The organism is Pseudomyxococcus flavus, from assembly GCF_050038885.1.
GTDB classification, from domain to species: domain Bacteria; phylum Myxococcota; class Myxococcia; order Myxococcales; family Myxococcaceae; genus Myxococcus; species Myxococcus flavus.
The window spans coordinates 5661464-5682035 of sequence record NZ_CP143624.1 but is presented as its reverse complement, the minus strand read 5'-3'; the positions used below and the strand labels follow the sequence as shown (position 1 = coordinate 5682035).

Sequence of the window (20572 nt, the reverse complement as noted above, 5' to 3'; positions counted from 1 at the left end):
TCCTCTCACCACCCACGCCCCGCCCAGCGGGGCGCCAGCGCATGAGGGCCGCCGGGCCGCCCTTGTGAATGGCAGACGTGTACCCACGGCCCGGAAAGGAAAACACCACCATGCCCCGCACCACCGCCCCGAAGACGAAGAAGCTGGAGTCCATGAACCTGACGGAGCTGCGCGCCCGCTTCCGCGAAGTGGTGGGCGAGGAGACGCGCAGCCCCAACAAGACGCACCTCATCCGCCGCATCGAGGAGGCCCTCGCCGCCAAGAAGCGGCGCAGCCCCACGCGCCGGGCGGCGGCCATCACCCCCAGCGCCCCTCCTCCGGCCCCTGCCGCACCGGCCACCACCTCGACCGAGGGCACGCAGCCCGCTCGCCAGCGCGGGCGCTTCGCGGGCATGTCGCTGCAGCAGTTGCAGGAGAAGTACCGCGAAGTCGTCGGGCGCCCGACGGGCAGCAGCAACGCCGACTACCTCCAGTGGAAGATTCGGGAGGCGGAGGCTGGACGAATCAACGTAGGCCCGCGTCCCGAGCGCGAGGTGAAGGTGCGCGAGGACGGCAAGCGCGTCATCCCTCTCTCCTTCGACGCAGAGGCCCTGGACGCCCTGGACAAGGCCTGGCGCGACGCGGGCCTGCCGAGTCGGACCCGCTTCTTCATGCGCGCGGTGCACCGGGAACTCACGGCCATGGGCGCCACCCAGGCCGCCGAGCACTTCGCTCCGAAGACGGAGGAGTAAGGCCCAGCATGGCGACAAAGGAACAAGCCGCCGACATCCTCGTGTCGGTGGCGCTTCGCAAGGCGCTCTCGGGAGCCCGCGTGGAAGTGAAGCTGGCCCTCCCCGACTGCGGCGCCGAGTTGCGGCCCGAAGTCGAAGTCACCTTTCCGCAGGGCACCTCCTCACTGCAGCGCAATGTGGCCCTCCTCCTTCTTGCCGGGAGGCAATCAGGTGGGGCAAGCGCCCAAAGGCCTTCAACGACGAGGCGCCGGCTCCCGGATGACATCGGAGAGGACGCTGCCCATCAATGTCGTGTCGGGCATTGCCTGCGCCCCGGCTTGAGTGGCGAAGGCCCGGCGGATGATGACGCCGCGCAGCCTCCATGGGTAGGCCACGAAAAACGCGAGGCCGGGAAGGGCCACGCTTCCCGCGGCGCCTATAGCGAAAGCCGGAACTCGGGTGATGACGGATACCACCAGTAGCGGCGGCGCCACCAGCAGCGCGGCAACCAGCGTGATAACCAGCAGCCAGCGCTCCGCTAAAGACAGGCTTTCCGTAATACCCACCCGCAGCCTGTCTGGATGGCGAGCTGCAAGAATGAGGACGGGCATCAGTTCGTCGCTCGTCACCCCAAGCGCCAGGACGACTCGCAGCGTTAGCGGCACTCCTGGTGGTAAGGCGCGCAACCGTAGGCGCCTAGCGCGTCTCATGACCTGGCTCCACCGAGATGGGGGGGGCCGGCCCATCCGCGTTAAAGCGGAGTCGAACGCCGCAGCACACCACCGAGCCCGTCTGCTGGATTGCCGACCAGAGGCCGGCTGCGGCGGCAAGGTCATGGGCGCCCTTCAGGCGGGCCACCAGCCAGATGAGCAGTATGGTTGCTTGGCGCTCACGCGGAGCATCCGAATCAGCGAGTTGCGCAAGGCCCTCATCGAGGGCTGCTTGTATCAGCGCGTGCACGTCGGCATGACAGCGGAGAGCGTGTGTCATGTCGCATGATGAAGGAGCCACGTGCAAGTTCCTCAGATGTGCGGTGAGTGGTAGCTATAGATGCAGCGCATTTCTGAAGTGGCATTGTGAGCCCACTGCCGTTTTTCGGGCGCTTCCCGTCGTGGGAGATTCGGCGGGTAATTTTCTTCTAGTAGCTCTACGCAGAGATTTTGACCGGTTGGCCTTGGGCCCGCGCCGAGGAGGACGGAGCCGTCCGAAACCGCTCGGAATTCACTGTGTCGAGGTATTAGTAGGCCATCGGAAGCTCAGCATCAAGCACCTCTGGCCCAGCCAGGGCCTTGGCGAATGTTCTTGTTTAGGGCAGGACCATTCGAGGCGCCCCCTTACACAGAGGGTGAATACAACATCACCTCAAGAGGACAAGGATGCAGCGATGGTGGAGGATTCCGAGGACGTTCTCCATCCACACCTCAGAGCCAAGCGCATCCCGCACACCTCCGTGCCTCGTTTCGTCGCCAACTGCAGGGCCCTCCAATCCTTCGGGGTGAACCCCGCGGTAGGACAATAATGGCCGCAACGAGCCAGCAGATGACGATGGTAGGGCAGCGCACCGCGCGCTACGGAATTCCCCAGCCCTACATCGAGGCGCGCTTCCCGAAGGGCATGCGCCAGCGCACGCTGAACGCCGCGCTCCATCGCCTCTACGCCGACGTTGAGATGGCAACCCCGGAGAGAGAGAGCGCGCGCTGGAACGTACGCATCGAGCTACTCCCAGACCTCCTCATCTACTCCGGGGGCATCGTGCACGTGGAGCTTGCAGAGGGCACTCCGGACGAAGCCGAGCGCGCGATGACGATGCTCAAAAGCCTCGTGGGATGAGCCCTCCTGAGCCCCTCGGCAGGCGCCGCGCGCCCGCCAGCAGCCCGGCTCCGATGGGAGGCTCCTCCGGTTGAGCCTGCGGGCGGAGTGGAGGAATCCGGTCCGGGATATGTCGCCCCCTGGCAACATGCCGCCGAGACAATCACACACACTGGAATTCCGCCGGCTGCCCCCCCAGCCCAGGCAAGCTCGCCTCGCCCGTCTCACAGACGGCCGCCGCGCAACCTCGCGAATTCTCGCGACTACCCCCAGACACCAGAATCCACCAAGCCAGACACCGAAGTGGACTTGCTTCATTCGCACACAAGAGCGTGTATGTGTTTCGCGACGGGCGCCACAGCCCCGCGCGAATGCGAGAGGCAAATCCCATGAAGACGCTCCGGTTTGGAATTGAGATTGAGACGGTTGGCGCCAGCCGCCAGAAGCTGGCCCACGCGATTCAGAGCGCGGTGGGCGGGCACGTTTCCGGCGACTACCGGGGCATGCAGGTAACGGACGCCCAGGGCCGCGCCTGGAAGGTGGTGGCGGACGCCTCGCTGAGCGGGGGCGATTACAGCGGCGAAATCGTCTCCCCCATCCTCACCTACCAGGACATGGAAGCCTTACAGCAGGTGGTGCGCGCCGCCCGCGAGGCCGGCGCCCGCGCCGACGCCTCCACCGGAATCCACATCCACGTCGACGGCAGCCGCTTCGACGCGAAGGGCGTCACCAACCTCGTCAAAATGGTGCACAAGCAGGAGCGCCTCCTGGAGACGGCCCTCGGGGTGAGCGCGGCGCGGCTGGCCCGGTACTGCCGGCCCATCGACGGGGCCTTCCTCCAGCGGCTGGAGGCCCGGCGCCCGCGCACCCTGCAGGAGGTGAATGAGGCTTGGTACGGGCGCCGCAACAGCATGCCCAGCCGCTACGACTCCAGCCGCTACCACGGCCTCAACTTAAACAGCCTCTTCTTCCGGGGCACGATTGAATTCCGGTACTTCAACGGCACGGTACACGCCGGCGAAGTGAAGGCCTACGTCCAGCTGGTGTTGGCCCTCGCCGCCCGGGCCCTGGCCTCGAAGGCAGCCTCCAGCAAGCGCCGCGACTTCAACCCCGCCACCGCCAAGTATGACTTCCGGGTGTTCCTCCTCCACCTCGGCCTCATCGGCGAGGAATTCAAGACGGCCCGCCTCCACCTCCTCAAGAAGTTGGAGGGCAGCGCGGCCTGGAAGGGCCAGCGCCGCGACCGGCGCGGCTCGGGCGGGGGCGAGGACGGCTCGCCCGGCAGCGAGGGCCCGCAGGGCGCGCAGGGCGGCGCTGGGGCCACGCAGGGCGGAGCGCCCACCGAAGCCTTGGCCGCCGCGTGACGGGGATTTCGCGGGCGCCACGGAGCCCTGGCGCCCGCCTGCGCTCGCGCCAGGGGGCTCCCCAAGAGGGATGCCGGGCCCGCCCCTCCCGCGCCCCTCGCGCCTCCTCAAACAGCGCTTGCTTCAATGCCGAACCAGAGCGTGTATGTCTTTCGCAAAGGGCGAGCGCCCTCGCCAACACAAGAAACGCTGCAATGAAAGCATACGGAATCACCCGGAAGGACCGGAGCAACTGCCGATGGGGCTGCTGCCCATCGCACGGCAGGTACCCCACAAAAAGCTACTGCGGACGTCTTTCTCGGGAGGTCCACGTCCGCGGCACCCGGCTCGCACACCGGCGCGCCCGGGCTCAGGCGAGGGCGGCCCTCTTCAACGAGAGGCGCGACGCCTCCCGCGTCAGCAACGAGAGGTCGCCCCGCCGCGCGGGACGACGCGCCCTCCCCAGTACGCCGCCACCACAGATGCACTGTACCAGGGCCCAGCGGGCGCCCTGACTGGCAATGACACCGGCGGGCCGCGCGCCCGCCCTCCACCGGAGAATCCACATGCTCTACTTCGCCTACGGCTCCAACCTCGACAGGGCCCAGATGCGCACGCGCTGCCCCGGCGCCACCGTCGAGGCCCGGGCCATCCTTCCCGGCCACACCCTGGTGTTTGGCGGATTCAGCCACCGCTGGGGCGGCGCCGTCGCCAGCCTCCAGCGTGTGCGCGGCGCCCACGTCGAGGGGCTGCTTTACCGCCTCACCCCGGAGGACTTGCGCGCCCTCGACGGCTTCGAGGGGCACCCCTTCGCGTACCGGCGCGCCACCCGGCTGGTGACGGACAGGGCCGGCCGCCGCCGCCGCGCGCTGGTGTACCTGCAGCCCGAGTCGAGCCTCGAGGCCTGGCCGCCCGCTGTCCGCTACTTCCGCGTCCTCTGGCACGCCTACGGACGCCTGGGCTTCAACCGCGCCGTGCTCGCGGACGCCCTGGGAGGTGCGGCATGAAGCGCGCTTCCACCGCAGCCACGCGCGTCTTCGTCTACGGGACGCTGCTGTCCGGCGAGCCCAACCACCGCCTCCTGCGCGGCGCACGCCTCATCGGCCCGGCGCGGACGCGGCCCCGCTTCACCCTCTACGACTACGGGCCCTTCCCCGCCCTCGCCTCCAGGGGCAAGCACGCCGTCGAGGGCGAGGTGTACGAAGTCGACGCGCCGATGCTGGCGGCGCTCGACAGGCTCGAGAGCCACCCGCGCTTCTACCGACGCACGCCCATTACCCTCGACGACGTCGGCCGCGTCGAGGCATACCTGTTTCCCAAGGAGCGGCTCTCTGGCCGCCCCATCATCGAGTCCGGTTGCTGGCGTCGACACCTGAAGGAGAGGAAGCAATGGTAATCGTCATGCGCGACGGGCGTGTCTTCCAGGGCACGGCCGTCCAAATCGTGAAGGGAATGCAGGACGTCGCCTTCGGCGTGGAGCGCCTCTCGCTGCCCGAGTACATCGACTGGGTGGTGGCCAATGCCCAGCGCTTCGAGTCCGTCGCGCTGCGCGTGCAAGGCGCAACCGACGAGGAGAAGGCCGCGTCCCTCGTCAATGAGATGCTGCGCGAGGGCCTGGCAACGAAGGGGTGAGGGCGCGCCCGCCAGGCGCGCTCTCCCATACGGCGAAGGACGGCTTCAGCCGCTCGCCGTAGCGGCTCCGCTTCGAAGGAATCGCTCAGCGGACGCAGGCCGCGCCCGTCGCTTGCGGCGCGTGCCTCGCCACGCATCAGCCACCTGGCCACCGTGTGCAGCGACGTGGCTCTCAGCCAGGAGGCCCACCGTGGCGCGAAGAGGGCCCTCACCGGCCCCTCGCGCCTCCACCAACACCAAGGCTTCACGGGCGCCCAACATCTGCAACGCCGCGGCTTCCGCCAGTCGGTACTCGGCTTTCGCCTCGGCAAGCCGCGTCCGCGATTCGGGACTCCCGTCCAACCTCGCGTGCGCCCGCTGCAGCTCCACCTCTGCCCGCCCCAGGCGCTCCGCGAGCGCCCGCCGCTTCTTCATGCTCATGGCCGAGGGTGGAAAGCAGGGGGCATGCCGCACCTTACGGACGCCTCTTCGCTCGAGACACGCGGAGCGGGGAACTGGTGCCCGCGTCCGCCGCCTCGCACTCCCCTGTCCAGGCCGGCAGACGTCGCCGCCCACGCAGCGTGCGTCCCTGGCGACGGTGGTCCGTGGATTGAATTGCCCCGGAGGGCGAGGCCATTGAAGGGCGTGGTCTCAATCAGCCGGACTCTATCCACAGGCTGACAGCGAGTTGCCTCTCCGGGTTTAGAACGCGCGGCCTCGTCCGCGCGTTCTCCAGTTAGCGATTGCGACTGCCACGACATTTCAAGCAATGGTTCTCACACGCCAACAGCCGACGAGGCATGGAGTCCTTTGCACCTTCATGTCAGCCCTTGCAGCTACGCTTCGCCACAGTCCAGAGAGGGGTGAGGGCACCATGGTGTTGGTAGACGTGCTGGAGGAATACCTGGACGAGGCCGAGTTTCGCTGGCTGCAGTGGGAGAGGGCCCTGGAGGCGCCCGACTTCACGCTGGTGGAGACAGCGGAGCGCGAGGAGCGGCTGCTGGCGTACCTGGAAGGGCTGGAGGACACGGACGCCCTGGACATGGTGGTGCGCCCAGCCTTCGACTCGGAGGAGGCGCCACGCATTTCGGCCGCGGCCCATGCCCTGCTGGGGCTGGGCGAAGTGGACGAGGTGCTGGTGCGGCTGCGAGGGGCAGGAGCGCCGGCCCGTGCCGCCATTCTCCGGGCGGTGGAGGTGAGTGAGGCCCCTGGACTGGGCACGCGCCTGCTGGAGTTGCTGAAGTTGGAAGACATGGCCCTGCAGGCCGGGGTGCTGGAGGCGCTGGCCGTCCGCCAGGAAGCCCCCATGGAGGTGCTGGCGCGCTTCTTCACCCATGAGGAGCCGCGGGCGCGAGTCGCCGCCCTGCGCGGGGCGCATTCGCTGCCCGAGGAGTTGGTGCGCAGACACTTGCCCGCGCTGCTCGACTCGGCGCACCCCGGCACTCGCGCGGCGGCCATGGAGGCGGGACTGGCCTCTGGCGTGCGCATGGCCTGGGAGGCCTGCCGCAAGGACGTGCAAGCGCCCCGCGCGCATGCCCGGGAAGCCATGGTGCTGTTGGCCTTGGGCGGTGACGAGGCGGAGGCCGCCCTGCTGGTGGACCTGCTCGGTTCCGCGGAACTCCGTGCAGACGCCCTCTGGGCCCTGGGCTTCAGCGGCCGGGTGGCGGCCATGGAGTCCTGTGTGAAGTACCTCGCGGTGCCCGAGGTGGCACGGCTGGCGGGAGAGGCCTTCTCCGCCATGACGGGCCTGCGCCTGGAGGGCGCCTTCGCCCTACCACCGGGAGAGACGCCCGAGGGGGCACCGGTACCACTGGAAGAGGAGGAGAGCCTCGACGCCGACTTGACGCCCCGCCCCGAGGACGACCTGCCCTGGCCCGAGGTGGCCGCCGTGAAGGACTGGTGGGCACAAAACCAGACGCGCTTCGTGAAGGGCACGCGCTACCTCCTGGGGCAGCCCTTCAGCGGCCCGGTGCTGCTGGAGGCGCTGGAGTCCAGCCCCATGCGCCGCCGGCACGTGCTGGCACGAGAGTTGGCGATTCGCACCGGCGGACAGCACGTCATCCCCACCCGCGCCTTCACCTGGCGCCAACGCGAAGCCTTGGCCCAGGCCCGTGGCGCCTGCGCCCGCCTGAAGAGAACACCCCTGGCTGCAACCCTCCGCTGATACCCCATGCCCGCCCTGGAGAACTTCACGCCCTTCGCGGCCACCGACTTCCTCTCGCTGACGAAGGAGGGCGAGGAGTGCCTCGTCCTCGTCGTCGCCGGCAGCTTCGTCCTCCCCCCGGCGGGGCGTGCCTCGGACGCGCCGCTGGCGGTATGCGAGGAGCAGCCGAAGCCCGTCACCACGGACACGTATTGGGGCGAGCCGGAGAAGTCGAGCCTGCGCTACGAGACGCAGTCGGCCTATACGCGGCCCGGCACCGACGTGCTGCTACACGGCCAGGCCTGGGCGCCGAGGGGCCGCAAGGTGACGCGCACGCAGGTTGCGGTGCGGGTGGGCGCACTGGAGAAGCGGGCCACTGTCTTCGGCACTCGCGTGTGGTACCGCGGCCTCATGGGGCTGAGTGCCTCGGACGCCCTGCCCTTCGAGTCCGTGCCGCTGCGCTACGAGTACGCATTCGGCGGCACCACGGCCTCGGGCCATGAGGCGCGCAACCCCGTGGGCCGGGGCTTCTACACCAGCGCGAAGGAGGCGCTGGAGAAGCCCCTCCCCTCCATTGAGGCGCCCGAGGCCCTCGTGCGCGGCTGGGCGGACAGGCCCCCTCCCTGCAGCTTCGGCCCGGTGGCAAGGCACTGGCAGCCGCGCCTGGGCTGGGCGGGGACGTACGACGCGGCCTGGGTGGAGAAGCGCGCTCCCCTCTGGCCCCGGGACTTCGACGAGCGATTCTTCCACGTCGCCCCTGACGGCCTGCGAGCTCCGACTCACCTGCAGGGCGGAGAGCCGGTGGTGCTGGAAGGTGTCTCTCCTGACGGGCCGCTCGCATTCCGCCTCCCCTCTCACCGACTCCTGGCCCGCTGCACCTTCGCGGGGCGGCGGGTGAAGAAGCGCATGGTGCTGGACACGGTGCTGCTGGAGCCGGACGAGGGCCGACTCGTCCTCACCTGGCGAGCGACGTTTCCGGCGCACCGGCAGCTCGCCACGCATGAGGTAAGCACCGTGCGGCTGCTGCTGCCCGGGGAGGACACGCCATGAGTGCAGTGCAGGTGGTGGGCCTGGGCCTGTGCACGCCGGTGGGCACCTCGGCACACATGACGCTGGCCTCGCTGCGCGCGGGCCTCGTGCGCTTCGCGGAAACTGAGGTGCTGGACGCGGTGGCCGAGCCCGTCCGGGCCTCCCGGCTGAGTCTCCTCGACGCCTCCCTCTCCCGCACAGAGAGAATGGTGGCGCTGGCCCGGCAGGCCCTCACCGGCGTACGGCCGCTAATGGACGCACTCCCTCCGGGGCGGGTGCCGCTGTACCTCGGGCTACCTGAGGCGGGGCTGGGGCCCCAGGTGGAGCAGGAGGCGCTGGTGGCGGCGCTGCTGGCCCAGACGGAAGGGCGCCTGGACGTCGTGCAGGTGCACGCGGCTGGGCGGGCCGCCTTCTTCGAGGCCCTGGCCTCGGCCCAGAAGGACTTGCACTCCGGACGCGCGGGAGCGCTGGCCCTGGTGGGCGCGGTGGACTCGCTGGCCGACAGCGCTTCCTTGGAGGCGCACGTGGGCGCGCGGCTGCACCTGGGGCGCCCGAATCCGGACGGGCGTATTCCAGGCGAGGCGGCGGGCTTCGTCGCCCTGGCGCGGCCGAGCGCCCTCAAGCCCCTGAAGCTGGAGTCCTTCGGCGTCCTGCTGGGCACCTCGCTCGCCGTGGAGCCGAGGCCCTTCGCGCAGAGCCGCCCCAGCCTGGCCGAGGGGCTGACGGAAGCCCTCCATGCCCTGAGGCGGGACTCAGCAACGGGCGGGCGATGCGTAGACGCAGTCCTGGCCTGCCAACCCGGTGACGCCTTCTGGGCCACCGAATTCTCCCGCTCCTACCTGCGCAACGCCGCCCTCATGCCCGAGCCCCTGCGCGTCCTCGTCGCGGGGGAAGGACTGGGGGACGCGGGGGCCGGCGCGGGCCCCGTCATGCTGGGCGTGGCCCTGCACCGAGCGCGCTGGCGCCAGGCTGGCGCGCGCAGGACGCTCGTCTATGGCAGTTCCGACAGCGGGCGCATCGGCGCCTGCGTCGTGGAAATGATTCGAAGTGCTAAGGAGAAGGCATGAGCAAAGTCTACGCCAACGGCCGCTCAATCATTCACAAGGGGAGCGGCAACACGCATACATCGGCGGCCCCCGACGTCTGCAAGGTGCCGACACCGGGCGGGCCGGTGCCCACTCCCTTCGTCAACTCCGCCCAGGACTCTATGCTCACCAAGGGTAGCAAGAGCGTCACCATCAACGGCCACCCGGTGGCGCTGACGGACTCCGAGCTGAGCGTCAGCTCGGGCGACGAGCCGGGGACGGCGGGCGGCCTCATCTCCTCCAAATTCAAAGGGAAGCTGGCCTGGGGCAGCGGCAGCGTGGACGTGAAGATTGAGGGCAAGGGCGTCGTGCGCTACCTCGACGTCACCCTCCACAACGGCAACTCCTTCAACACCGCTTTCATGTCGAATGGCCGGGCGGGAACTGGCTTCGCCTACGGGGACGACTTCGAAGGGGTGTGCAGCATCTGCCAGAAGGATGCGGAGAGCCACGCAGTGCCCGAGCTCCTCGAAGGCAGCCTGGATGTCGCCAACAAGATTCTCAAGGACCTCAAGGCGCGCGAGGACGCATGGGTCAGGGTCAACCAGGAAATCGCCATGAAGGTGGCTGAGCTCGAGCGCCTTGGACGCCAACCTGTCCCCCCCAAACAGGCGACGTTGGAGGAGCGACGGGCGACCATCCAGTCACTGGAGCGGACGCGCGATGAACTCGAGGGCCATCGCCGAGAAGACTCCACCGGGTACATGTTTGGAGTCATGGTGTGCCTCACCGGCAAGAAGTTCGCCGCGGTGTCGGGGAATGAGGTGCCGCCCGCGTTCGAAACCATCGCCGCAAGTTACGGCTGCACGGTCATCAAGGATTCGGCCACGCTGGAGAGCTTCAAGGCCCTGAATCCACGATGTGCCGCCGGAGACACCGCGGCTACCCAGAAAATGACCAAGCAGTGGAACGACACGACGATGAGGGTCGCAAGAGGAGAGACTGGCTATTCCAACCGCCCAGGGACTTGCGCAGGCGCCAAACTCATCGGGAAGAGCGGCCATGTCGCTCACTCGATGACGGAACTCTACTTCTCGTTCACAGGCGGCAGGCGAGCGCTGACCTTCAATGTGCTATATCGCGGCCCCAACAAATTCGCTCCATCCGAGGGAACTTGGACTCCTCCCAGCGTAGCTTCTCTCTTAAGTGGCGAGGGCGGAGAGAACATCGAGGAGCGTCGTGACATGAAACGCAAGAAGGAGACCACCGTGCCTTCATGTCGCTCATGTCAGGACACGCTTTACATGGCCCGGTGCGATATCGAGGTGCAGACATGCGGATGACCTGGTCGGAACTCCTCAAGGCCCCGCCCCCCCTCTCGGTGGCGGGCATGCTCACGTTTATGGAGCGATGGAAGCCAGGGAGCACGCACGGCTTCGAACCAGCTACGGCCGACCAGATTGCGGCACTGGCCCAGCCTCACGGAGGGCTCGACACGCTGCCCCCAGTTTATCGCGAGTTCCTTGCGACGATGGGCGCATCGACTGGCGGCTTGCGGTTGATGTGGGGCACGACTTCGATTTCGACGCTGCTCGAGGAGCGCCAGGAGCCCCAGCGAGAACGGCCCGATTCGCGCCGCTACCTCAAGTTCGCCATCGGCGAGGATGACTACAATGGCCGCCATCCCGATGACTTCTTCGACCTCTCCCACCGAACAGCTGACGGACGCGACGCAGCGATTATCCGCATCCACGAGCGGCACTTGATAAGTGGCAAAGCAGAGGCAGAGCAGCCCTTCCCGACCTTCTCCGACCTTCTCCGAGCGGTAATCGTATCCAGAGTCTGCCTGGAAGCCGACCCGCGAAAGAGAACGACATCCTACGACCTTGGCTCAAATCCCGAGGCGCCGGCCAAGGCCTACGCGTTCTTCACACAACTAGGATTCTCACTTACGGAGCTCGGGGCATCGCCGGCGGTGGTGCCCCTGGAGCATCCAGAGCGCAGCGCGGTCGTCCTTATCAGTGCGCCTTCGACGCTCATTCCAAGTACGAGTATTGAGTTGCGTTCGCGTGACGAGACACAGCAGCGGGTTCTGGAGGAAGTCATCAGCGACCATGAGGAGGAGTTGAGCGGTGGTTGACGCGACCACCATCCACATGGCGTTCAGCACCTCTTCAACGCCTCATCGCGGGCAGAGGAAATGCTGCGCGCGAGCCTGACGGCGAATGGGAGCGAGGCTGGCATGGCCCGCTTTCCCTGTGCCTCGTGCAGGCCCTTGAGGCAGCAAGACACTTCTCCTGCACGAGGGCAGCGCGGACCAGAAGGCGTGCTATCCTGCGGTGGCATCCTCGCTCTCTACATCAGCCACACAGTCTCTTGCTGTACTCGTCGCGACAGGCTGGAGCAGGCCCCTCCATGGACAACCGCAGCGAGATTGAGCGCTTCCTCCGCACCGGCGACTACGACGCCCACAGCGGGGCTTGGCCGGGCGACATCCTCGAAAGGGAGAGGCGGGCGCACGACGAACTCCGTCAGGCCCTCGCCATGGAGGTACAGCGACGCACCGAGGGCATCGGCGTCCCGGAGAAGCTCCAAGGCCTCGACGTCGTCGCCCTCACCCGCCGCAAGGTGGAGCCCATGGTGCGAGGCCTCTTCCCCAGCGCGGAGCAGGACGCCGTCCTCGCCGTCCTGGAGCGCTCCGTCGTATTCCTCACTCCGGCCAACATCTCCCAGGTGCTGCTGAAGTCCTCCTGGCTGAATACCGCCTGGGACTTGGCCAACCTGTACCTCCTCAGCGTCGGCGCGGAGCTGCTGGGAGAGGACGCGCCCCGCATCCTTGGCCTCAGCGAGCACACCACATGCTACGTCTCCCTCTCGTACTTCGACGAGGAGTCCCCCTTCGCCGACTTCCTCGTCCATGAGGCTGCCCACGTCTTCCACAACTGCAAGCGCCGCACGGCGGGCCTGCCCGAGACACGTCGGCGCGAGTGGCTCCTCGACATTGACTTCCGGAAGCGCGAGACGTTCGCCTACGCCTGCGAGACATATAGCCGCGTCCTTGAAGCCGGCCACAACCGCCAGGCGCGCATGTCGCTCGCCGAGGAGTACGCAGCCTGCGCAGCGCCGTCCGATGAGCGTGCCTCGGTGAGAGAGGTGACGGAGCTCGTCCGGGAAGCCGCAGCAGCGCGGAATGGGTGGAAGCGCATTCTCGCCCGGTGCGCCCCGCCGACGAGCGCCGGCACGCGTGCCTCCGTAACAGCGGCAACAGCAGCCCGGCGTCACGGGCCTGACGACTTGGGAGGGCCACCCTCTCCCACGCGGTAGCATCAGGGCCGTCCGTCCGGCTCGACGGGGGCCATGCGCCCGTCCCGCGTAACGCGCACCACGTGGGCGGGTGCGAATGTGCCAGCCCGGCCACACACGACTGCGTCGAGTCGCTGGTTCGTCGTCCCCACCACCAAGTCCCCCGCTTCATCCAGTGCGTATGCCATCGGTGCGCCAGGGAGAGTCACCCAAGGCGTGGCACGCCACCGCCCCTCGGACGCGTCGACACGCACCAGACGCCCGGCTCCGCCATACATGTGTGCGAGGCCCTCCACCACCACGAGGGCGCCGTGCATCCGCACGACACGCAGGGGGTTGACTCGGGGCTCATCCAGCACCATCACCCGCCCGGCCTCATGCACTTCCAGCGTGCCCCCAAACTCCCCGTCGTCCCATCCGACGAGGCAGGCCTCTCCCATGGCTTCGAGGACGGAAGCTGAATCCCCACCACGCACAGCTGCACACGGACTCCCTCGTGGGGGCGCCTTCGGCTTCTCCCAGTGCAACTGGACAGAGGTGTGCCCCTCGCGCAGCGTCCAACCCCCGCTGCGTCCAGGAATGAGGCGGACGCAGTCGATGGATTCCGCAGGCCGCACCTCCTGTTCGGCGAGGCCTTGCAGGGCCAACCTCGCGTGGCTCCGCGCCACCGGAGAGGCGTGCGTCGTCACCACCCGCTGGAGCAGCGGCACCAGCTCTTCCGCATGGGCATGGAAGGAGTAGCTGCCCAACGCATAAACCGCCGCGGCCTGGACTTCGCTGTGCGGCGCGTACACCGCCTGGCGTAGCGCCTTGAGGGCGGCTGCGTCTCCTACGCGTCCAAGGGCCTCTGCGGCCCGCGCGCGCTCCCAACCCTCCTCCCCCGTGGCCAGCAGCCGCAGCAGCGGCTCCGTCGCGGCTGGCCGCGCCACGTCCCCCAGCGACACGAGGCTCGCGAGGGCCCGGGCACGGCACTCAGGCACGGCGAGCTGCTCAATGACGCCCGGCACCGCAGCAGGACTCCCGAAGGCCACCAGTGCCTGCAGCGCCACGGGTGTGAGGCGCACGTCCGCCCGCTGTAGCGCCTGCAACGCCTCGGGCGCGGCCTTCGCGCCTTGGCGCCCGTAGGCCGCCAATACCGACGCCACGTAGGCCGCTCGCGGGGTGCACGCGTCGAAAACCGCCCCGCAGCCTGGCGTAGGGGCCGCCGGGCAGGACGTCCCTGGTGGGCGCCGCAGAGTGGGCTCCTCCAGCTCCCGCGCGAGGAGCGTCCGCAGGCGAGGGGCGAACGTCTCCGTGTACACGGAGGCACGCCGGGCGAGGACATGGCGCACCAGCACCAGCGCCTCCCAACTCGACTCCGGATTCTCCAGCACGTCCAACAGCACCGGGGCCAGTATCGGGCCGAGGTGCTCCAGCGCCGATGTGGGCGACTCCAGGAGGTGGCGCACAATGGCTGATGCTGCTCGCTCGTCATCGAGTGAGGAGAGCGCGTGCAGGGCCAGCCCACCGGGCTCCCTCTCATACGCCTCGATGAGCGCAGGCGCGGCGCCCCTGGCCTTCTCTTCCATGTTCGCCAGTGCCTGCGCAGCACCGCCGCGGACGCGACGGTCCGCGTGACGAAGAAGCGGAGTCAGACGGGGGACGACGTCCTCTCCCACTTGCCCCAACTTCCATGCAGCACACGACTGCTCCGGCGGCAACCATCGCTCTCCTGCGTCTGGGCCGTGGACTTCCTGAAGCAGCGCAAGGCACGCGTCGGCCCCCTTGCAGCAGCCCTCCCACGTCATGACGTCGTCCCGCTTCCACGTCTGCCGGGCACACCCCAGCGCCAGCGCAACCAACGCGCCCACGAGCCCGACTGACCACCGGGGGAGCACGGACCTCACCGCTCCTTCCATGTCATCTCCTCTCATTCTCCCCTCGCTGTAAAGGGACTCCGAACCCAACGCGTCCGCCAGTCACGCACCGCGCAGCGAATGAGCGCTGCGCTCAAGGTCCTTCACGACGCGCGTGCCAGCCACCCAGTCGTGGAGACATCGCCGCTCCTCTCCGACGATGAAGAGCGCATCCACGAGGCCGAACCAGACGCAGTAGCCGCAGAGCACCATCGGGAGCGCGTTCCGCAGCAGGGCAATGCGCCACACCTCCGCCGGACGGCCGTCGCCTCGGACGACACAGATTCCCAAGAGCCTCTTGCCGAGACTCGCCCCGGTTCCTCGAATCAGGTTCGCCTGTAGGAGCAACACGAAGACCGCCGGGATGTAGCTCGCTGGGGCCTGCATTGCATCCTCGCCCGGAAGTGCCAGGCACCGGAGGACGCCCAGGAACAGGGACGGGAGCAGGAGCGCGGCGCCATCAACGAGGCTTGCTGTGAGCCGGGCCCAGCACGTCGCCAGCTCCGGAGCTGCATTAAGGCAGCGAAAGCACAGGCCCGCCCTGGACGAGGCGCAGAAGGCACAGGTGAAGGTGCCGCAACGAGCACAGGCGATGGCGGCGGAGAAGCCTGGATGCTCGGAGCACTGGGCTTCCGAAATCGATTCAACGGCCTCGAGGAAGTCGGACATGAAGGACCGCAGCACAGCTACGGCCGCCCCAAGGCAGCAAGTTCGTTCGGCGAGAAGTTCCGGCTTTCACCCACAAATGCAACCCAACAGGTCTACTCTACTCGACCATTCCAACGGCCCACTTGCCCATCACTGGTTACCTCGATACCTGATTCCGTTGCCTGGGAGCGCGTCCCGCTCAAGAAACGTGCCCCCGGCATGCACCGCTCCAGAGCAGCTCCACCCAGCAGAAGTCCGAAGTTTGGAAAGGCGAGCACTCCGGACATCTTGCGCCCCGTCAAGCCCGGCCGTAGCTGATGCAGCCAAACTTGGCTGCCTGATTACGACCAACCAAGTGTCTCACCAACCCGGTGCGGAACAGACCAAATCCGCCCAAGAGGAACAGTCCTCTGCGGCGCGATTCATGGGAGGGCGGCCTGGGGTGACGTGGACCTCGCGCGACTGCGCAGCATCTCCACACACTGGGCACGGCCCTGGAGGTCCCTGCCCGGCCGCCCCAAGCCCCCCCTGAGCGGTCCATCGCACACCATTGAAGGGGAACTCCAAGTCCACAGGTGGACGGGAAGGGGAACTACATTGACCCTGCCCATCTTGCATCGGCACTATCGTGTAGGGACGTCACCTCACGGGGGCATGAGTGAACACGGTGTGGCTAAGCGAGCGATTGATGAGAGGGCTGGGGGCGAAGGGGCACACTGCACTGGCCGAAGCGATGGAGCACGTTGACCGAACCCCGCCGCCCATCAGCCGCAGCAGCCTGGATTTCGAGGTCGCTGGCCGTCGCTTCCGAGCGGCCAGCATCCTTTCGGGGGTGACTGGCATCTTCGACGTGTCTCCCGCCGACGATGGGGCTCCGCAGGAGACGTGGCGCGACCTCATCCTGCCGGGCGACGTCGTCGAGGAGTTCATTACTGACCGCGACTGGGAGTTTCTCTTCCGACGACTGCTCGACATAGCCAACATCGACTCTGCGCGCGAGCGAGCGGGTCTCAAGTACCACCGCACGAAGAGCATCCATTCCGTCTTCGCACCAGGGGATTACCACCGCCTTCATTTCCTCGTGGAGGCACCGAGCTTCGCAGCGGTCCTGGGTCTGTTCGACGCCAGGCCGTGGGCCACACACGCTGGCTCTGCCTCAATCCGGCAGCCCCCCGAGCAACAACTATCGGGCTTCCGCAAGCTGCAGGAGGCGGCACTCGGGATGCGCGAGCGCCTTGAGCCGCTGGACCGGCCGAGAATCACGGAGACACCCGCTATCGAGGAGCCACTCCGTGACGGGTGGCTCCCTCTCAACCGGATGCGCGAACTCGGCGTCGCTGACCCGACCCTCATGCGCCAAGTTCTTGGCATGCGCATTGAGGACGACCTTATCGGGCTGATGGACCACCTCACCTATGAGCAGTACGAGGCCATTGAGCGCGCGTTTCAGCACAAGCTCATCACGGAGGTGCGCCGACGCGAGCAGCGACTGACGACACTCGAGGTCTACCAGATGAGCGCCACGGGGCGCTCATCCTCTCTGGGGCAAAGCTTCGAGTCCGCGCTCGCCATGCTCACTCTGCAGCAGGCGTCCGTGGTGAAGACGGAACGCGACGCCCCCATTCGACTGCAAGGTGGCCCAGGCACAGGCAAAACGTTCACCGCCGTCATGCGGGCGGGCTACGTGGCGAGGCGCGCGGAGGAGCAAGGGCAACGGACACGCATCGGCTTTCTCGTCTTCAACCCCGACCTCGGAGTGAAGGTACTGGAGCAGGTCAGCGGACTGGGACTGGAGCGCTTTCTCGCCCCTTCCCATCCACAGCACATCGCCATCACCAGCCTCCACGAGTGGTGCGCCCGCTTCGTGAAAGTGGATGAGCTCGGCATCGAGCCGCTCGCCCCCTACCGCGCAGAGAAGGGGGACGCAGACCGCCACACGGCCCTGCGGCTCGCCGTTGACGAGGCGCGGCGCCGACTCACCGGAGGAGAATACGAAGCCCTTTGGTCCCAGTTCGACGCCCGTAGCAAGAACGGGCTCTGGGAAATCGAGACTGAGATTAGCCAGTTCATCAAGGCTCGGGATATCGCGGACCTCACCACCTACCTCAACGAGAAGCGGCCTCCGAACTGGTGGCTGACCGCAGCGGAGAAGCCCTTCAAGCGCTTCGTCTGGGAAATTGCCACCATTTACAACGAGACGCTGCGGAGCCTTGGCTTCGTGGACTCGGACGACCTGACCAACGACGCCATCAAAGAGGTGTCCAAGACGGTATGGCAACAATACCGCAAGCCGGAGGACGGCTTCGACTACCTCATCCTCGATGAGGCGCAAGACTTCTTCCGCAATCAGCTCACACTCCTGCGCCACCTGGTGAAGCGGCCCGAGGGGATGATGATGTGCTTCGACCAAGCGCAAGCCGTGTACGCCCGCTACCCTAGCCTGCGCGACATCGGTTTCGACACGGACGTGCGCTTCCAAGGTACCCGCCTGGAGCAGAACTTCCGCAGCACCCGCCAAATCGTCGCCGCCCTTCACCAGCTCATCACCGCCTACCCGACGCTCGGCCTCGTTGACAATTGGGGAGCCTTCCAGACGGGCAGCGAGGGAAACAACGGCGAGCGTCCCATTGTCAGCGGGTTTGCGGGGGAGCAGGCCATGCTCGCCCAGGTGCGCGACCTTGCGCGCAGCTATCTCGACGGAGGGGGTACGCCCCGGGATGTGGGCGTCATCGGCTTCGACGATGCCCTCCTTGAGCGGGTGGGTGCGTTCCTCGTGGCCCATGGAATCCAGCACCACCGCCCACAGGGGGAAGGCCGGCGGACGCCCCAAAAGGCCATCACTCTCAGCTCGGCACGGCAAATCAAGGGCCAGCAGTTCGAACTCTGCATCGTCGTGGGAGCGGACCGTGACCGCATGCCTGACTTCAGCAGTGTAAAGAGCGAACTGCACCGTGAGACGCGACGAGAGGACGACCTGCGCCTATTCCTGGTGGCGCTCTCGCGCTGTCGCCGCTCGCTGCATGTCCTCTGGTCCGGAACGGAGCCAAGCGAGTTCATCCTCGCAATGGGCGACGCGGTTGACCGCCGCGGCTGAATCACGATGAGCCCGAAACAATGAAGGGGCTGCATCGGCGAACTCCTGTCGCGCGGCTGGACGTGAACGAGAAGAAGGGGGCGAACGACCATGGAGCAGATAGGTGCACTTATCCAGAGTCCAGTCGCCACTTCGCAGGGCATCATGGCCAGAGAGCGCGGCGTGCGAGGGCGTTGAGTTCCTGCCCGGGCGAAACAAGGGCCATACCAGAAGGGGCGTGTAGGGGTGGCGCGCGTTCACCCCACTGACCGTGTCCGATTTGACGAGGGCAACTCTAGGCCGGCAGGCGTCGCGCCAAGCGCTGGATGGTCTTTGGGGCGCGCCTGTCAGGTATGTACTTGGCCAGCGACGCCATGAATCGCGTAGGGCCGAGGGCGCCGCTCATGCGTCCTGATAGGTTCGTTGCCTGGGCGGGCGATACGACGCCCACTCTCAAGGACGGAAGAACTGTTGAGGAGTGGCGGTTAGCGCTTGAGCGTTCAGGCGGCTCTCTCCATGCTCCTCCATTTGCGCCCAGGGGGGCGGGAACTCTAAGTGCGTGAAGCCCCGACATAGAGTAATTACAGGGCGTTAGCTGGTGTGCTGGTGTCGTCGCCGCACGTCAGAGCGAAGTTGGAAACTTCAAGCCCATCCGCGAGAATAGGGCTGACCCAATGGCGTTCACTCCACCATACGCACGCGAGAAGCTCGTTCACGCAATCGTCTTCTTCACGAAGAGGACGAAGTCCTGCAAGAAGCTCAAGCTTTTCAAGCTCCTCTTCCTCTTTGATTTCCAAATCTTCAGAGAAACTGGCAGGCCCGCGACGGGGCTCGACTACTTCGCTTGGCCGATGGGCCCGGTGCCACGAGAGCTCTACCGGGAACTGGACAGCCCGAAGCCGGACCTGAAAGACGCGCTCGTGTTCAAGCTGGCGAGTACCTCGCACCCCGATCCGGACTTCAAGGACCGAGGGCTCACCATCATACCCCGTGTCGCCTTCGATGAGTCCTTCTTCACGCGGCGGGAGCTGGCTGCGCTCAACCGCTTGGCGGAGATCTACGTGGACGCCAGCGCCAAAGAGATGACGGAGGTCACGCACCTTGCAAACACCCCCTGGCATCAGGTCTTCGAAGTTGAGAACAGCCCCCAAGCGCTAATTCCGTACACCCTTGCATTGGACTCCAAACCGGGATCGATCACGAAGGAACAGGCCAAGTTGATCGATGAGGAGGCGTGGGAAGCTGCTGCGCTATTTGAATGACGGACGCTTATCTGCCGGGGGCGGTATGGAAGTTTGAGAAAGACTTTGGTGACGGCAAGGAACGCCTGAAATACATGGTGCTTTTGAACGACCTTTCTCAACCAGGCAGTTTGTCCATTGCGGCCATTACCACTTCGCGTGGCGCCCAACGGTACCCGCCCCAGACGGCTGCATGCGGATGTCCAGAGCACCCATACTTTCGAATTGACCCTAAGCAAGAAGCGTGTTTTCCGATCGCCACGTGGGTCGAGTTCAACAATGCGCACCTATTGACACGCTCGAAGCTCGACAGCATTGAACGGGATGGACAGGCCAAATTTCTTCAGCGGCTTGCGCCCGACCGGATTCGGGCCGTATTGAATTGTGCGCTTAAGTCGCGCGACATGCCCTTGAAGAATTTGGAGATGGTTGATCGTACCTTGAAGGGGATGAACAGTCCGAAAGCCAAACCTCCGCCCCCCCTCGCATCACCGCTCTCTCCTATGGCGAAGCTCAAGGCGAGGTTCGATAGCCATGGGCCAGAATGCAGGAACTCATTTGAGGGACTCGTCAGTCGGAGCACGGACGAACTGAAGAGCATCCTCGCGGAGAAGACGCCTCACCCGGAGGGGTTCATGGAAGATGCAGGGATTGCCTTTGGCATGATCGCGGACCAGTGCAAGTGCCCCAACGCATCGTAACCACCTGACTCAGGTACCCGCCGTTGTGCCTACCCGAAACT

At 66.7% G+C, this 20572-nt stretch carries 18 protein-coding genes; 15 read left to right on the top strand and 3 right to left on the bottom strand.

What is annotated here, in order from left to right; translation table 11 throughout:
- Window positions 1–110: 110 nt before the first annotated feature.
- Window positions 111–731 carry a DUF2924 domain-containing protein gene (locus VZL07_RS23690; RefSeq protein ID WP_426749881.1) on the top strand — a complete coding sequence of 207 codons (621 nt, stop codon included), beginning with the start codon at window positions 111–113 and terminating at the stop codon, window positions 729–731.
- Between the two features lie 233 nt (window positions 732–964).
- On the opposite strand, the gene VZL07_RS23685 is transcribed toward VZL07_RS23690, so the two are convergent.
- A complete protein-coding gene (locus tag VZL07_RS23685; RefSeq protein ID WP_426749880.1) occupies window positions 965–1339 on the bottom strand; it encodes a hypothetical protein in 375 nt (124 codons plus the stop codon).
- A gap of 889 nt (window positions 1340–2228) precedes the next feature.
- Between VZL07_RS23685 and VZL07_RS23680 the strand changes: the two genes are divergently transcribed.
- The 11 genes from VZL07_RS23680 to VZL07_RS23630 all read left to right on the top strand — a co-directional run bounded on the left by VZL07_RS23680 (window position 2229) and on the right by VZL07_RS23630 (window position 12994).
- Window positions 2229–2540, top strand: coding sequence for a hypothetical protein (locus VZL07_RS23680; RefSeq protein ID WP_426749879.1), 312 nt, complete (start codon window positions 2229–2231; stop codon window positions 2538–2540).
- Window positions 2541–2908: 368 nt separating this feature from the next.
- Entirely contained in the window at window positions 2909–3883 is a 975-nt protein-coding gene (locus VZL07_RS23675; RefSeq protein WP_426749878.1) for an amidoligase family protein, read from the top strand.
- Between the two features lie 545 nt (window positions 3884–4428).
- Complete coding sequence (locus tag VZL07_RS23670; RefSeq protein WP_426749877.1) at window positions 4429–4869, top strand: gamma-glutamylcyclotransferase family protein; 441 nt, start codon at window positions 4429–4431, stop codon at window positions 4867–4869.
- Window positions 4866–5258: a gamma-glutamylcyclotransferase family protein gene (locus VZL07_RS23665; RefSeq protein ID WP_426749876.1), complete on the top strand. Its 393-nt coding sequence runs from the start codon at window positions 4866–4868 to the stop codon at window positions 5256–5258. The genes VZL07_RS23670 and VZL07_RS23665 overlap by 4 nt, the downstream gene beginning before the upstream one ends.
- 5 nt (window positions 5259–5263) lie before the next feature.
- Window positions 5264–5494 (top strand): hypothetical protein, encoded by a 231-nt coding sequence (locus VZL07_RS23660; protein WP_426757359.1) that lies wholly within the window; start codon window positions 5264–5266, stop codon window positions 5492–5494.
- An 853-nt stretch (window positions 5495–6347) separates the two neighbouring features.
- Complete coding sequence (locus tag VZL07_RS23655; RefSeq protein ID WP_426749875.1) at window positions 6348–7637, top strand: TIGR02270 family protein; 1290 nt, start codon at window positions 6348–6350, stop codon at window positions 7635–7637.
- A 6-nt stretch (window positions 7638–7643) separates the two neighbouring features.
- Window positions 7644–8666, top strand: a complete 1023-nt coding sequence (locus tag VZL07_RS23650; protein WP_426749874.1) for a DUF2169 family type VI secretion system accessory protein — start codon at window positions 7644–7646, stop codon at window positions 8664–8666.
- Entirely contained in the window at window positions 8663–9712 is a 1050-nt protein-coding gene (locus VZL07_RS23645; RefSeq protein ID WP_426749873.1) for a 3-oxoacyl-ACP synthase, read from the top strand. The genes VZL07_RS23650 and VZL07_RS23645 overlap by 4 nt, the downstream gene beginning before the upstream one ends.
- Window positions 9709–11013: a DUF4150 domain-containing protein gene (locus VZL07_RS23640; RefSeq protein WP_426749872.1), complete on the top strand. Its 1305-nt coding sequence runs from the start codon at window positions 9709–9711 to the stop codon at window positions 11011–11013. The genes VZL07_RS23645 and VZL07_RS23640 overlap by 4 nt, the downstream gene beginning before the upstream one ends.
- Complete coding sequence (locus VZL07_RS23635) at window positions 11004–11810, top strand: SMI1/KNR4 family protein (RefSeq protein WP_426749871.1); 807 nt, start codon at window positions 11004–11006, stop codon at window positions 11808–11810. The genes VZL07_RS23640 and VZL07_RS23635 overlap by 10 nt, the downstream gene beginning before the upstream one ends.
- A gap of 275 nt (window positions 11811–12085) precedes the next feature.
- Window positions 12086–12994, top strand: a complete 909-nt coding sequence (locus VZL07_RS23630) for a hypothetical protein (protein ID WP_426749870.1) — start codon at window positions 12086–12088, stop codon at window positions 12992–12994.
- A 2-nt stretch (window positions 12995–12996) separates the two neighbouring features.
- Here the strand turns inward: VZL07_RS23630 and VZL07_RS23625 are convergent, their stop codons facing one another.
- Both VZL07_RS23625 and VZL07_RS23620 read right to left on the bottom strand, forming a co-directional pair.
- On the bottom strand, window positions 12997–14871 hold the full coding sequence (locus VZL07_RS23625; RefSeq protein ID WP_426749869.1) for a HEAT repeat domain-containing protein: 1875 nt from the start codon (window positions 14869–14871) through the stop codon (window positions 12997–12999).
- A 60-nt stretch (window positions 14872–14931) separates the two neighbouring features.
- A complete protein-coding gene (locus VZL07_RS23620; RefSeq protein ID WP_426749868.1) occupies window positions 14932–15537 on the bottom strand; it encodes an RDD family protein in 606 nt (201 codons plus the stop codon).
- Between the two features lie 637 nt (window positions 15538–16174).
- Between VZL07_RS23620 and VZL07_RS23615 the strand changes: the two genes are divergently transcribed.
- From VZL07_RS23615 to VZL07_RS23605, 3 genes are all read left to right on the top strand, one after another.
- A complete protein-coding gene (locus tag VZL07_RS23615; protein ID WP_426749867.1) occupies window positions 16175–18610 on the top strand; it encodes a UvrD-helicase domain-containing protein in 2436 nt (811 codons plus the stop codon).
- Between the two features lie 653 nt (window positions 18611–19263).
- Window positions 19264–19851 (top strand): Panacea domain-containing protein, encoded by a 588-nt coding sequence (locus tag VZL07_RS23610; RefSeq protein WP_426749866.1) that lies wholly within the window; start codon window positions 19264–19266, stop codon window positions 19849–19851.
- Complete coding sequence (locus VZL07_RS23605; protein ID WP_426749865.1) at window positions 19848–20531, top strand: hypothetical protein; 684 nt, start codon at window positions 19848–19850, stop codon at window positions 20529–20531. The genes VZL07_RS23610 and VZL07_RS23605 overlap by 4 nt, the downstream gene beginning before the upstream one ends.
- The last annotated feature ends 41 nt before the right edge of the window (window positions 20532–20572 follow it).